Below are 12871 nucleotides of genomic sequence, written 5' to 3'. Positions count from 1 at the left end.
GGCGCCCGTAGCCGGTGGCGCCTTACGGTAGTTCCCGCGCTGCGGGGGCATTCGTACGCCGCCGGGTCACGAGTGGGGCGGTTTCTGGCGCGGGCCGCGATAGGGCAGGGTGGCGCTGTAGACCACGTTGGTGGTGGTGCTGCCGAACGCGGCAAGTTCGTTGACGACCTGTTCGAGGTGCGCCATCGACGTCGCGGTCACCTTCAGCAGGTAGCAGTCCTCTCCTGTGGTGCGTAGGCACTCCAGAATCTCCGACCGTCGCTCGAGCAGCCGGTGCAGCGGTGCGTGCTGGCTGCCGGGATACTTCAGCCGGACCACCGCGAGTACGGCGAAGCCCGCCTTGGGTAGGTCGACCTCGGCGCGGTAGCCGGTGATCACACCGATCGCCTCCAGTCGCCTGACCCGCTCGCTGGTAGCCGAGGCGCTCAGCTTGACCCGGCGGCTGAGCTCGGTGATCGGCAGGCGGCCGTCGCCCTGCAACTCGGTCAGGATGGACCAATCGACGGCGTCAAGATTCTCGGCCATTACGCCAATCTACCGGCGGATCCACGGCGAAAGCCAGCAAAGGCAGGGAACAAGGTATTCCACGCCGGATCCGCGCTGGCTAGCCTGGGTAGCGTGCAAATCGGCGTGAACGTACCGAACTTCGCCCCGGGTACCGACCCCGGCATGCTGCGACAGTGGGCCCAGACGGTCGAGGATCTCGGCTTCGACCTGCTGATGGTTTCCGACCACATCGCGGTGACCCCAGACGTGGCCGAGAAGTATCCCGCGCCGTTCTACGAGCCGTTCACCACGCTGTCCTGGCTGGCCGGGGTGACCCGCCGGGTCCGGCTAGGCACCACGGTGCTCATCGTCCCGTACCGGCACCCGCTGCTCACCGCCCGGATGGCGGCGAACCTCAACCGGCTCAGCGACGACCGGCTCGTCCTCGGCGTCGGCGTCGGCTGGGCCCAACAGGAGTTCGAGGCGCTCGGCGTGCCGTTCCGGCGGCGCGGCGCGCTGACCGACGAGTACCTGCACGCCATACGCGACGCCTGGCGGAACACCGACGACTACGACACGGGCCCGATCCCGATCTGGGTCGGCGGCAACAGCGACGCTGGCATCCGTCGCGCGGTACGGCTCGGTGACGCCTGGCACCCGCTGCGGGTTACGCCCGGATGGCTGGCGGACGCAGCCGGGCGGCTGAAGGCCACCGCCGATGAACTCGGCCGCCCGGTGCCCGCGTTGACGCCGCGCATCAAACTCCGGGAGACCCGAGAAGCGGTCACCGCCCCGGACCGGCTCGCCGGTGTCGGCACCATCGGCCAGATCATCGCCGACATCGACCAACTTCGTCTGCTCGGCGCGGAGACGGTAGTACTCGACCCGTTCAACGGCGACTTGACCGAGATCCGCCAGCCCGAACGCGCCTGGCAGACCCTTGCGGCCGTGGCCGCGTACCACAAATCCCAGGAGGACCGATGACCCCCGACGACGAGAAGTTTCTCCGCCGAGCCGTTGAACTCGCCAGCAAGGCCGGGGCGTCCGGCGAACGGCCGTTCGGCTCGTTGCTGGTCGATGCGGACGGTAGCGTCCTGATCGAGGACCACAACACCGTTGTCTCCGACTCGGACATCACCGCCCACCCGGAACTGAAGCTGGCCCGCTGGGCCGCTCGCGAACTCGCCCCCGACGTGGCGGCCGCCACCACCATGTACACCAGCTGCCAGCCCTGCCCGATGTGCGCGACCGCGATCGCCCGGTCCGGCCTCGGCCGGGTGGTGTACGCCCTGTCCGCGGAACAGTTCGAGGAGGTCAAGCCCGCCATTCCGCCGCTACCCCCGGTGCGGTACGAGGGGCCGGCCCTGTTCGACGAGGCGCGCCAACCGATCGACAACTATTACTAGACCGCACTTTAACGGCACGGTGCCGTTCGTCCCAGTGTCACGCTCCTGCCCTACAGCGTGTCTCAATAGTCCGTTGAGTCATGAGACACCGCCCTTCTCGGGCGTCCCTGCCGCCGCGAATATTCGTGGCGGCAGGGTTCTTCCGTCATAAGGGCTGGTTTCACCGGCGCGTGGGCGCCGGCCAGGCGACGCGGTGAGGAACTCGTCGAAGGTGCGGATGGCGCATCGGTCGAGCTTGCCCTCGTGCGGTAACAGCCGCGGCTGAGGCGGCGGCCCACCCGCCGCAAGGGTGGGGTGCGGCTGGGCAGGTGTCGTACTCGCATGCGGGCCTCCAGCGACCGTCGTGGGGGCATCGACCTTCTCGAAGGATGATTCCCATTGACAGGAATCTTTATGAAGAGGCGCCGACCCCTTCGTGAAGATCGACCGGTAGTCGGGTCGGCGCGCCAGACGATTCAACGCTGCGGCCCCGCGCGGTCCCGAGCCAAGCGGGCAGGGCGGGTGCCGATGCGACGGCGGCAAGCGGCACGATGTCAGCCATGACCGTGCCAGTCCGTCCGCCGCTTGCCGTACTGGACGCGGTGCTGGAGCGGTTGACATATGTCAACGAGGAGACCGGGTACACCGTTGCCCGCGTGGCCACCAACCGTGGCAGCGATCTGCTGACCGTGGTCGGGGCGCTGCTCGGCGCGCAGCCGGGTGAGACGCTGCGGCTGCACGGGTGGTGGTCGTCGCACCCGAAGTACGGTCGGCAGTTCGAGGTCGACTCCTACTCCACGGTGCTGCCTGCCACGATTCAGGGCATCCAGCGCTATCTCGGCTCGGGCCTCGTGAAGGGTATCGGCCCGGTGTTCGCCGAGCGGATCGTCGCCCATTTCGGCCTGGATACCCTGCGAGTCATCGAGGAGGAACCCGCCCGCCTGGTGGAGGTGCCGGGGCTGGGGCCGAAACGCACGGCGAAGATCACCGCCGCGTGGGAGGAGCAGAAGGCCATCAAGGAGGTAATGGTCTTCCTGCAAGGTGTGGGCGTCTCCACCTCCCTCGCCGTGCGGATCTACAAGCAGTACGGCGATGGCTCCACCGACGTGGTCACCAAGGAGCCGTACCGGCTGGCTGCGGACGTGTGGGGCATCGGCTTCAAGACCGCCGACACTATCGCCCAGGCCGTCGGCATCCCCCACGACAGCCCCCAGCGGGTCATGGCCGGCCTGCAATACACGGTGTCCGAGGCCACCGACTCAGGCCACTGCTACCTACCTGCTCCCGAGTTGGTCGCCGGCGCGACGAAGATCCTCGACGTGCCCGCCGACCTCGTCACCCGCTGCCTCGACGACCTTGTCGCCGACGAGGGAGTCGTCCGCGAGACGCTGCCCGCCGGGGACGGGGAGGCGGTGCAGGCGGTGTACCTGGTGCCGTTCCACCGCGCCGAGCAGTCCCTCGCCAGTTCCCTACACCGTCTGCTGACCACCCCGGCCGACCGGCTGCCTCACTTCACGAATGTCGACTGGGGCAAGGCTCTGGCATGGTTGAAGGCACGCACCGGCAACGACCTCGCTGCCGAGCAGGAGCAGGCGGTCCGTCTCGCCCTGACTGCGAAGGTGGCGGTGCTGACCGGCGGGCCGGGCTGCGGCAAGAGTTTCACCGTCCGCTCGATCGTCGAACTCGCCGCCGCGAAGAGAGCCAAGGTCACCCTTGTCGCCCCGACCGGGCGGGCCGCGAAACGCCTGTCCGAGCTCACCGGGCATCCCGCCGCGACCGTGCACCGCCTGCTCCAGCTACGCCCCGGCGGCGATCCCTCCTACGACCGGGACAATCCCCTCGACGTCGACCTGCTCGTCGTCGACGAGGCCTCCATGCTCGACCTGATCCTGGCCAACAAACTCGTCAAAGCCGTGCCACCCGGCGCCCATCTACTGCTCGTCGGCGACGTCGACCAGCTCCCCTCCGTCGGTGCTGGCGAGGTCCTGCGCGACCTGCTCGCCGCCCCCACTATTCCGCGGGTGCGGCTGACGCAGATCTTCCGCCAAGCCGCCCAGTCCGGTGTCGTGACCAATGCCCACCGCATCAACGCCGGCCGCCCACCCGTGGTTCAGGGCCTGCCGGACTTCTTCCTGTTTGCCTGCGACGACACCGACGCCACCGCCGCCCTCACCGTCGACGTCGCCTGCACCCGCATACCGGCCAAGTTCGGCCTTGACCCGCGCCGGGACGTGCAGGTCCTCACTCCTATGCACCGCGGTCCGGCTGGTGCCGGCGCGCTCAACACGCTGCTGCAACAGCACCTCACCCCGCACCGCGACGGGCTACCGGAGCGGCGCGTGAGTGGGCGGGTGTTCCGGGCCGGTGACAAGGTCACCCAGATCCGCAACAACTACGACAAGGGCCAAGCGGGCGTCTTCAACGGCACCCTCGGAATCGTCACCGCGCTCTCCACGGAGGAGCAGACCCTCACCGTGCGTACCGACGAGGACGAGAGCATCGACTACGACTTCGACGAACTCGACGAACTCGCCCACGCCTACGCCATGACCATCCACCGCTCCCAAGGCTCGGAATATCCCGCCGTCGTCATCCCCCTCACCACCAGCGCCTGGATGATGCTCCAACGCAACCTGCTCTACACCGCCGTCACCCGCGCCAAACAACTCGTTGTCCTCGTCGGCTCCCGCCGGGCCCTCGCCGCAGCCGTCCGCACCGTCAGCGCCGGCCGCCGTCACACTGCACTCGACCACCGCCTCAGTCGCCTGTGACGGGAGTATCTGGGCGATCGAACGGGCCGCTGGGGCCGCACTGCGGGAGCACGACGCGCCGACCGAGTTGCATGACCACATACGGCTACTCGCCATACCTACGTCGACCGGTGGGACCGGTAGTCCCGGTCGGCTTCTGGGCGGTAGGTCGAAGCCCTCAACGACGCCCTCGCCGAGGAGTTGATCGTCGTGTCGGATGGCCTGGCGGGTGCGGGCCGCGTGTGGTGGTCGGCGGTCTGGCGCTCGCCGCGTTGGGCTTGGGAGCGCGTCCGACGGCGGTCGCGGATGCCGTTGGGCGGCCAAGGCCCGGCCAGGGGCTTTGGGGTCGTCTGGGTCAGACGGCTGCGCCGGGGCCTGGCAGCGGGTCGATGTCGTTTGCGTGCATCGGCTCGCCGCAGTGGGTGCAGCGCAGGTCGACACCGCTGACTTCGCCGCACGCGTGGTGGCGGTAGAGCACTGGCGGGCCGGTCTCGCCGGCGAGCCATTTGTCTCCCCAACGGGTCATGACCATGAGCAGGTCGACCAACTCGGTGCCCTTCTCCGTCAGGACGTACTCGTAGCGCGGTCGCCGGTCGTAGGGGCGGCGTTCGAGCACGCCCTGGTCGACGAGGTGGTTCAGTCGCTCGGTCAGGACTTTGCGTGAGATTCCGAGGTCGGCCTGGAGCTGCTCGAACCGGTTGAGCCCGACCCATACGTCGCGCAGGACCAGCGGTGACCAGGGCTCCCCGATGACGTCGAGAGTACGTGCGATCGAGCACGCCATTTTGCTGAAGTCCGTGCGTTGCATGGAACCAGCCTACCAATTGGGGTTTCCTTAGGGAACTGAAGTTGCTATGGTCACAGCGTCTCTTGAAGGAACCCCAGGGAGGATCACGGAGATGAGCAAGGTCATCAGCGCCCACGCGGTGTCGGTCGACGGTTACATCACCGGCCGCGGGCCCGGCGCCGGGCGTGGGCTCGGCGACGGGACGATGCTCTTCGACTGGTACTTCGACGGCGACACACCCAGCCAGGTGTTCGACGGCTTCAGGCTGAGCGAGCCCAGCACACGGGTCTTCGACGCCCTCGCCGGGCGCGTGGGCGCGGTCGTGGCGGGCCGCAACACCTATGAGGACTCCGACCATTTTGGAGGGGGCAGTCCCCACCCGACGGCCCGGCTGTTCGTCCTCAGCCACCGGCCCGCACCGGAGATCAGCGAGCGGCAGACCCTCGTCACCACCGGCATCGAGGACGCGGTCGCCGCGGCCCGCGAGGCCGCCGGCGACAAGGACGTCGGCCTCATGGGCGGCGGCGTCGTAACCGAGGCGTTGATAGCGGGGCTCGTCGACGAGATGGTCCTCCACCAGGTGCCAGTCCTACTCGGCGGCGGCCGGCCCTTCTTCCAGGCGCTGCCCAGGCATGTGCGACTCCGCCTCGTCGACGCCGTTCCGGCGCCCGGCGTCACCCACCTCCACTACAAGGTCGAGCGATGACCCTCGTCACCGGCAACGTCGCGTCGCGCGCCGACAACCACCGCCACAAGCCCACCCAGAACCCACGCCAGGAGATGACCACCATGCTCAACCCCGACGTGCGCCGCGTGCTCGACGGCACCCCGATCGCACACCTCGCCAGCGTCCTGCCCGACGGCGCCCCCCACTGCGTCCCTGTCTGGATCGGCACGCACGGCGACCACATCGCGATCCTCACCGGCCCGAGCACCCGCAAAGCCCGCAACCTACGCCGCGACCCGCGGATCGCGCTCTCCCTGGCACCAGCCGACAACCCGTTCCAACCGGTCATCATCCGCGGCCGCGTCATCGAGTGGCTCGAAGGCGACGCGGCCTGGATGATCGTCGACCAACTGGCCACCAAGTACACCGGCCATCCATACCCGCGAGACGAACAGCGCATCGTTGCCCTCATCGAACCCGAGCGACAGACGATAGGCGTCGCATGAGCCGATACGGGTCCATGGCGACTGCCCATCTCTTCACACGTCCGAGTGAACGCCGGGCATGCGGACGACGTGGAGGGCAGGTCGTGGTCGGCGCCGTTCGGGTCGCCTCCGCCAAGGGCGGCTGGCTCGTCAAACGCCGCAGACTACCCGGCTCCGCCGCCGTGGCGGGCGTCCGGTCGCGAGTAGACCGGCCGCCGTAACGGCGAATCGGATCAGGCGCGGCGCAGCCAGAACGTCAGGCCGAGGTCGGCGTCCTGGTGCGGCGTGGCTGCCCAGTCCGGCTCGCCGGGGCCGAACCGCACCGCGAGCACCTCGTCGGCGACCATGTCGCGGTGCTCGTCGAGCGCCGCGGCGACGTCGTTCTGGGCCGCTGCGTAGCGCAGCTCGATCCGGTCGGAGACTTCCAGCCCGCTGGTCTTGCGGGCCTCCTGGATCAGGCGGATCGCCTCGCGGGCGAGCCCGGCGCGGCGCAGCTCCGGAGTCAGCTGCAGGTCGAGCGCGAGCGTGGCGCCGGCCTCCGAGGCGACCGCCCAGCCTTGGCGCGGCGTCTCGGTGATGATCACGTCGTCGGGGCCGAGGGTCAGCGGCTCGCCACCGACGATCACGGTGGCCTCGCCGGCCGCGAGGCCCCGCTTGATGGCGGCGGCGTCGGCCGCGGCGATGGCCTTGGCCACGTCCTGCACGGCCTTGCCGAACCGCTTGCCGAGGGTCCGGAAGTTCGCCTTGGCGGTAGTGTCGACCAGCGACGCCTCGGAGGCGCTGAGCGGCAGGACCACGGCGACGTTGAGCTCTGCGGCGATCTCTGCGATGAGCTGCGGCTCCAGGTCGGCGAAGCCCTGTGCCGAGGCGAGCGAGCGGGCCAGCGGTTGGCGGGTCTTGACCCCGGACTCGGCGCGGGCCGTGCGACCCAGTTCCACCAGGCGTCGGGCCACCGTCATCTGCTCACCCAGTCGGGGATCGATCAAGCATTCGTCCACCTCCGGATACGCCGCCAGGTGCACCGACGGGGCGGCCGTCGGGTCCACCGCCACCACGATGTCCTGCCAGACCCGCTCGGTGATGAACGGGATGAGCGGCGCGAGCAGCAGGGTCACCGTTCGTAGCGCCTCGTGCAGGGTGGCCAGGGCGGCCGGGTCGCCGCGCCAGAAGCGGCGGCGGCTGCGCCGGACGTACCAGTTCGACAGGTCGTCAACGAACGCGGCGAGCAGCTTGCCTGCCTCCTGGGTGTCGAACGCGGCCATCGCCTCGTCGACCTGACGCACCAGGACGTTGAGCTCAGAGAGCACCCACCGGTCGAGCACCGGCCGGTCCGCCGGCGCCGGGTCCTCAGCGGACGGCACCCAGTTCGCCGTACGGCCGTAGAGCGCCTGGAAGGCGACCGTGTTCCAGTAGGTCAGCAGCGTCTTGCGGACCACTTCCTGCAGGGTCGTGTGACCCACCCGGCGGGATGACCAGGGCGAGCCTGCGGCGGCCATGTACCAGCGCACGGCGTCGGCGCCGTGCTGTTCCATCAGCGGGATGGGCTCGAGGATGTTGCCCAGGTGCTTGGACATCTTGCGGCCGTCTTCGGCGAGGATGTGCCCGAGACAGACCACGTTCTCGTACGAGGACCGGTCGAAGACCAGCGTGCCGACGGCCATGAGGGTGTAGAACCAGCCGCGGGTCTGGTCGATCGCCTCGCAGATGAACTGGGCCGGGTAGCTGCGCTCGAACAGTTGCTGGTTGCGGTGCGGGTAGCCGAACTGGGCGAAGGGCATTGCGCCCGAGTCGTACCAGGCGTCGATGACCTCCGGCACGCGCGTCGCCGTCGCGCCGCAGTGGCAGGTGAGGGTGACGTCGTCGACGAATGGGCGGTGCGGGTCGAGGTTCGACAGCTCCCGCCCGGTCAGCTCGCTGAGTTCGGCGAGCGAGCCGACACAGGTCAGGTGTTGCTGCGGGCAGCGCCAGATCGGCAGCGGGGTGCCCCAGTAGCGGGACCGTGACAGGGCCCAGTCGACGTTGTTGGTCAGCCAGTCACCGTAGCGGCCGTGCTTGATGGTCGCGGGGTGCCAGTTGGTGCGCTCGTTCTCGCGCAGCAGCTGGTCGCGGATCGCCGTGGTGCGCACGTACCAGGACGGCTGGGCGTAGTAGATGAGCGGCGTGTGGCAGCGCCAGCAGTGCGGGTAGCTGTGCTCGTACTGCTGCTCGCGGAACAGCAGGCCGCGGTTCTGCAGGTCGGTGACCAGCGGCGCGTCGGCGTCCTTGAAGAACATCCCGCCGACCAGCGGGATCTGCGTCTCGAACGTGCCGTCGGGGCGCACCGGGTTAACCATCGGCAGCCCGTAGGTCCGGCAGCTGGCGAGGTCGTCGGCGCCGAACGCGGGTGCCTGGTGGACCAGGCCGGTGCCGCTGTCGGTGGTGACGTAGGTCGCGAGTATGACGAGGTGCGCGTCCGGCACGTCGACCAGGTCAAACGGCCGCCGGTAGGTCCAGCGCTCCAGCTCCTTGCCGGTGAAGCTGTCGCCGGTGCGGGTCCAGCCGTCGAGGACCTGCTCCAGCAGCGGCTCGGCGACGACGAGCCGCTCGGTGCCGTCGGTCGCCACCACGTAGGTGACGTCCGGGTGTACCGCCACGGCCGTACTGGACACCAGGGTCCACGGGGTCGTCGTCCACACCAGTAGTGACGCCTGCCCGGCGAGGGGTCCCGAGGTCAGGGGGAATCGCACGAACACTGAGGGATCCGTGTCGTTCTCGTAGCCCTGCGCCAGCTCGTGGTCGCTCAGCGCGGTCTGGTCGCGTGGGCACCACGGTGCCACCCGGAAGTCCTCCACCAGCAGGCCCTGGTCGAAGATCTGCTTGAGCGACCACCAGACGGATTCCACGTAGTGTGGGTCCATGGTGCGGTACGCGTCGTCCATGTCGACCCAGTAGCCCATGCGCTCGGTCAGCTCGGCGAAGGCGTCCGTGTGTCGGGTCACTGATTCCCGGCATTTGGCGTTGAACTCGGCGATGCCGTAGGCCTCGATGTCCTGCTTGCCGGTGAAGCCGAGTTCCTTTTCCACCGCGAGCTCGACCGGCAGGCCGTGGCAGTCCCAGCCCGCTTTGCGGGGGACGTGGAAGCCCTTCATGGTCTTGTAGCGCGGGAAGATGTCCTTGAACACCCGCGCCTCGATGTGGTGCGTTCCCGGCAGCCCGTTGGCGGTCGGTGGGCCTTCGTAGAAGATCCAGTCGGGCCGCCCCTCGGTCTGCTCGAGGCTGCGCTTGAAGACGCTGTTGCTGTGCCAGAAATGCAGCACCTCATGGTCAAGGGTGGCCAAATCGACCTGCGCGGGCACGGTTCTGTACATCCGGTCGGTCCTCCGTCGGGCGCGCTGTCCAACGGAGGGACGAGGCCGGGCCCCGCGGTACCACCCTCCTTGGTCGCGTGAAACGCACGACCCGCTCATTCGGATGCAAGGTCAGTTCTACTCGGCCCGCGGGCCTTTCTTCCGACGGCTCCGGGGTGATCTTCCCGCCGGGCACGCTCCCGGGCTCACACCGCCCCCGAGTCGCTCCGAGCTGCGTCCGGTGGTACTCGTCCCCATCAACGCCTCTTGCGGCCCACACTTTACAACAGGCCGCTCCGCGCGGTCGTAAACGCCACCAGCCCGGCTGCCGTCCGGCGTTGTCCTGGCTCTCATGGCCGTCTGCCGTCACTGTCGAGCTCAGTGGCGGCGGCACGGGCAGCCGGATGCGGAGGCCGGGATCTCGCTGGCCGGTCCTACGGGTGTGGGCTACGCCCGCCGAAGTTCGAGCACAGGAATGGTGCGGACTCCAGCAGTTTGGCGTGCATACTCGCCAAAGCCTGGGTAGCGCCGCGCTTGCTCGGCGTAGATGCGGTCGCGTTCAGCGCCGGTCAGTTCGCGGACGGTCACCTTGTATGTCTCGGTTCCGCGTTCGACACTGCCGACACCGGCGGCGGCCAAGTTGTGGTACCAGTCCGGGTTGGTGGGTGCTCCACCCTTGGTTGCGAAGACGTAGATGACGTCCGGCTCGGTGTCGTGCGGGAGGTACATCGTCGGGTTGACGTGCTCCCGCCCGCTTTTGCGGCCGCGGTGATGCAACAGGACCAGCGGAGCGCCCTCGAAGCTCCCGCCAACCCTGCCCTCGCTTGCTCGGAACTCCGCGATGATCTTCGCGTTCCAGTCGAGCGTGTCGCTCATGTCGAACTCCAGTCGTTCACGATCTCGGGAGATCCGCTGAGACAGGATGATGGAAAGGCCCGGCGGCCGTTCCCGGCGATCAGGCCTTTGACCTGGCACTTCATGGTAGGTAGGCCCTCATCCCGGAACTGGGTGGAGACGAGCAAACCGGCCGGCTACGACACCTTTGCGTGGGCGTTCACTGCTCAGATCGTTCGGCGAGGGGGCGTCGGGCGGCACGGCCGCGCCGGCGATGTTCCCGCCCAAGTGGGCAACCGACGAGGTGCCCGGGATCAGCATAATGCTCGGCGAGTGCTGCTGCAGCCAGGACCGGACGACCGCCATCGAGGTCGCGCCACCCGCTTGGCGACCGACTCCAGCACGTCGACTGCAGCGGGAGAAGCCGCCGGGCGTGAAGTACGGCACGGACGCGATGTGCTGCTCGGGCGTCAACGCCGGCACCGGCTCGTCCGCCCGGTGATCGTGGCCGAGGTGCCGGGCGACGACGCCGGGGATTGCGTGTATCGCGGGCGTATCCAAAGTGCATACGCCACTGCAGCGGCCCTCCGTTTCTAACGGGTGCATGAAGCAGAGTGCATCCGTGTCAGCGCCGCCCCGCCGTACGCGCGGGATCTTGCTCGTCAGCCTGCTCTGCCGCTGACTCGACCAGATGGTCAAGAGCATCTTTGCTGCCCGCATCGGCTAGGTGCCGCAGCAGGCCGAGGTCACCGGTTTCGGCGGCTTGTTCGATCAGCAACGCGATGTCGTCATGGCCAAGCGGCTGATTCATCGGTGTTTTTCCCACGGCGGTTGCGGCGGAGCTGGCGTCGAGGCAGTGCCTCGGTCGCCGACATACCGTGATCCACCAACTACCTTGACAGCCACAGTACCCCGACCTACGGTGTAACCCGGGAGGTGAGGTATGAGCACCAACAAGATCACATCCGATCTGCTACGCGGGAACACCGACACGATGATCTTGCGGCTGCTGACGGAGTCCGACCGCTACGGCTACGAGATCGTCAAGCTGATCGCCGAACGCTCGCAGGGCGAATACGAACTCAAGGAAGCCACTATGTACTCCAGCGTCCGGCGCTTGGAGGCCGAGGGCGACATCACCTGGTACTGGGGCGACGAGTCTCAGGGCGGACGGCGCAAATACTTCCGGATCACCGACAAGGGCCGCGCGACCTACGCGCACAACAAGACCACCTGGGACTACGCCAAGCGCGTACTGGACACGCTGCTGTAAAGGGGACGAACACCAATGAACGACAAACTCAACGAGTACGTAGACGGCGTCTTCGCCCCTTACGAGGGCACCAAAAGCGTTGGCGAGCTGAAGACGGACCTGCTCGCCGATCTGCAGGAGCGATATCGCGAGCTGCTCGCCGAGGGCAAAGATGAGGCGGCGGCGTTCGAGCTGACCGTCGACAGCATCGGCGACATCGAGGAGACGGTGCGGGAGGTGTCGAATCTCTCGCGGGTTCTCGAGCGGCAGGTGGTTACGCGATTCGACGCGAGCGCCCTGGAGGGCAGCGACTTCGCCGGCGTCGCGGCGCGACAGGGAAGGTTCGGAGCGAGCGCGCTGCGCGGCTCCGACTTCTCCAACGCCGACCTCACCGGCAGCAAGTTCAAGAGCAGCGACATGCGAGACGTCAACTTCGACGGCGCCAACCTGACCGACGCGAACTTCACGACGTCCGACCTGTCGAACGCCAGCTTCCGCCGCGCAAAGCTGGTCCGTACCGACCTCAGCATGTCCGGGCTCAACGGCGTCCGGTTCGCCGACGCCGCGCTTACCGAGGTCGCGTTCCGCAAGACCGACCTGCGGAAGACCGTCTTCGAACGCTGCACGTTCACCGGCGTGGACTTCTCTGCGTCCGATCTGCGCGGCCTCAACTTCGACGGGGCGGCCTTCACCAGTGTGAAGTTCGACCGGGCAGGGCTTGAGGGCCTGTCGATGCGCGGGGCGATCCTGCGCGACTGCTCTTTCCGCGGCGGCTGGAGCAAGAGGTACTACAAGGCCCTACGCACCGTGAACTTCGACGGGGCGCGCATGGACAAGCTCACCTTCGCCGCGCTCAAGGGCTTCGGCGTCGAACCGGCCAACGTGACCGTCGAATAAGG

At 68.1% G+C, this 12871-nt stretch carries 13 protein-coding genes; 8 read left to right on the top strand and 5 right to left on the bottom strand.

Features of this window, described 5'->3' with window-relative positions:
• Window positions 1–66 precede the first annotated feature (66 nt).
• Window positions 67–525: an Lrp/AsnC family transcriptional regulator gene (locus tag ACFYML_RS14825; RefSeq protein ID WP_387421109.1), complete on the bottom strand. Its 459-nt coding sequence runs from the start codon at window positions 523–525 to the stop codon at window positions 67–69.
• Between the two features lie 93 nt (window positions 526–618).
• Between ACFYML_RS14825 and ACFYML_RS14820 the strand changes: the two genes are divergently transcribed.
• The 3 genes from ACFYML_RS14820 (at window position 619) to ACFYML_RS14810 (ending at window position 4642) form a co-directional block, all read left to right on the top strand.
• Window positions 619–1470: an LLM class flavin-dependent oxidoreductase gene (locus ACFYML_RS14820; RefSeq protein ID WP_387421108.1), complete on the top strand. Its 852-nt coding sequence runs from the start codon at window positions 619–621 to the stop codon at window positions 1468–1470.
• Window positions 1467–1892: a nucleoside deaminase gene (locus tag ACFYML_RS14815; protein WP_387421107.1), complete on the top strand. Its 426-nt coding sequence runs from the start codon at window positions 1467–1469 to the stop codon at window positions 1890–1892. Before ACFYML_RS14820 ends, ACFYML_RS14815 begins: the two co-directional genes overlap by 4 nt.
• 530 nt (window positions 1893–2422) lie before the next feature.
• Entirely contained in the window at window positions 2423–4642 is a 2220-nt protein-coding gene (locus ACFYML_RS14810) for an ATP-dependent RecD-like DNA helicase (RefSeq protein WP_387421106.1), read from the top strand.
• Between the two features lie 334 nt (window positions 4643–4976).
• Here the strand turns inward: ACFYML_RS14810 and ACFYML_RS14805 are convergent, their stop codons facing one another.
• Window positions 4977–5429, bottom strand: a complete 453-nt coding sequence (locus ACFYML_RS14805) for a winged helix-turn-helix transcriptional regulator (protein WP_387421105.1) — start codon at window positions 5427–5429, stop codon at window positions 4977–4979.
• Window positions 5430–5520: 91 nt separating this feature from the next.
• Here ACFYML_RS14805 and ACFYML_RS14800 point away from each other — a divergent pair, with 91 nt between their 5' ends.
• Entirely contained in the window at window positions 5521–6114 is a 594-nt protein-coding gene (locus ACFYML_RS14800) for a dihydrofolate reductase family protein (RefSeq protein ID WP_387421104.1), read from the top strand.
• The gene (locus ACFYML_RS14795; RefSeq protein WP_387421103.1) at window positions 6111–6581 is read left to right on the top strand and encodes a PPOX class F420-dependent oxidoreductase; all 471 of its coding nucleotides are present in this window, start codon (window positions 6111–6113) and stop codon (window positions 6579–6581) included. The genes ACFYML_RS14800 and ACFYML_RS14795 overlap by 4 nt, the downstream gene beginning before the upstream one ends.
• 212 nt (window positions 6582–6793) lie before the next feature.
• Here ACFYML_RS14795 and ileS read toward each other — a convergent pair whose 3' ends face one another.
• On the bottom strand, window positions 6794–9907 hold the full coding sequence (gene ileS, locus ACFYML_RS14790; protein ID WP_387421102.1) for an isoleucine--tRNA ligase: 3114 nt from the start codon (window positions 9905–9907) through the stop codon (window positions 6794–6796).
• Window positions 9908–10333: 426 nt separating this feature from the next.
• A complete protein-coding gene (locus ACFYML_RS14785) occupies window positions 10334–10762 on the bottom strand; it encodes a nitroreductase family deazaflavin-dependent oxidoreductase (RefSeq protein WP_387421101.1) in 429 nt (142 codons plus the stop codon).
• A 166-nt stretch (window positions 10763–10928) separates the two neighbouring features.
• Here ACFYML_RS14785 and ACFYML_RS14780 point away from each other — a divergent pair, with 166 nt between their 5' ends.
• On the top strand, window positions 10929–11222 hold the full coding sequence (locus ACFYML_RS14780; protein ID WP_387421100.1) for a hypothetical protein: 294 nt from the start codon (window positions 10929–10931) through the stop codon (window positions 11220–11222).
• 123 nt (window positions 11223–11345) lie between these two features.
• Here the strand turns inward: ACFYML_RS14780 and ACFYML_RS14775 are convergent, their stop codons facing one another.
• Window positions 11346–11531 (bottom strand): hypothetical protein, encoded by a 186-nt coding sequence (locus ACFYML_RS14775; protein WP_387421099.1) that lies wholly within the window; start codon window positions 11529–11531, stop codon window positions 11346–11348.
• Between the two features lie 132 nt (window positions 11532–11663).
• Between ACFYML_RS14775 and ACFYML_RS14770 the strand changes: the two genes are divergently transcribed.
• Both ACFYML_RS14770 and ACFYML_RS14765 read left to right on the top strand, forming a co-directional pair.
• Entirely contained in the window at window positions 11664–11993 is a 330-nt protein-coding gene (locus ACFYML_RS14770; protein ID WP_357447030.1) for a PadR family transcriptional regulator, read from the top strand.
• Window positions 11994–12008: 15 nt separating this feature from the next.
• Window positions 12009–12869: a pentapeptide repeat-containing protein gene (locus tag ACFYML_RS14765; protein WP_387421098.1), complete on the top strand. Its 861-nt coding sequence runs from the start codon at window positions 12009–12011 to the stop codon at window positions 12867–12869.
• Window positions 12870–12871: the final 2 nt, after the last annotated feature.

This window comes from Micromonospora sp. NPDC007230, assembly GCF_042869115.1.
Classification (GTDB): domain Bacteria; phylum Actinomycetota; class Actinomycetes; order Mycobacteriales; family Micromonosporaceae; genus Micromonospora.
Note: the sequence above shows the minus strand (reverse complement) of the source record. Positions and strands in the feature narration are given on the sequence as shown.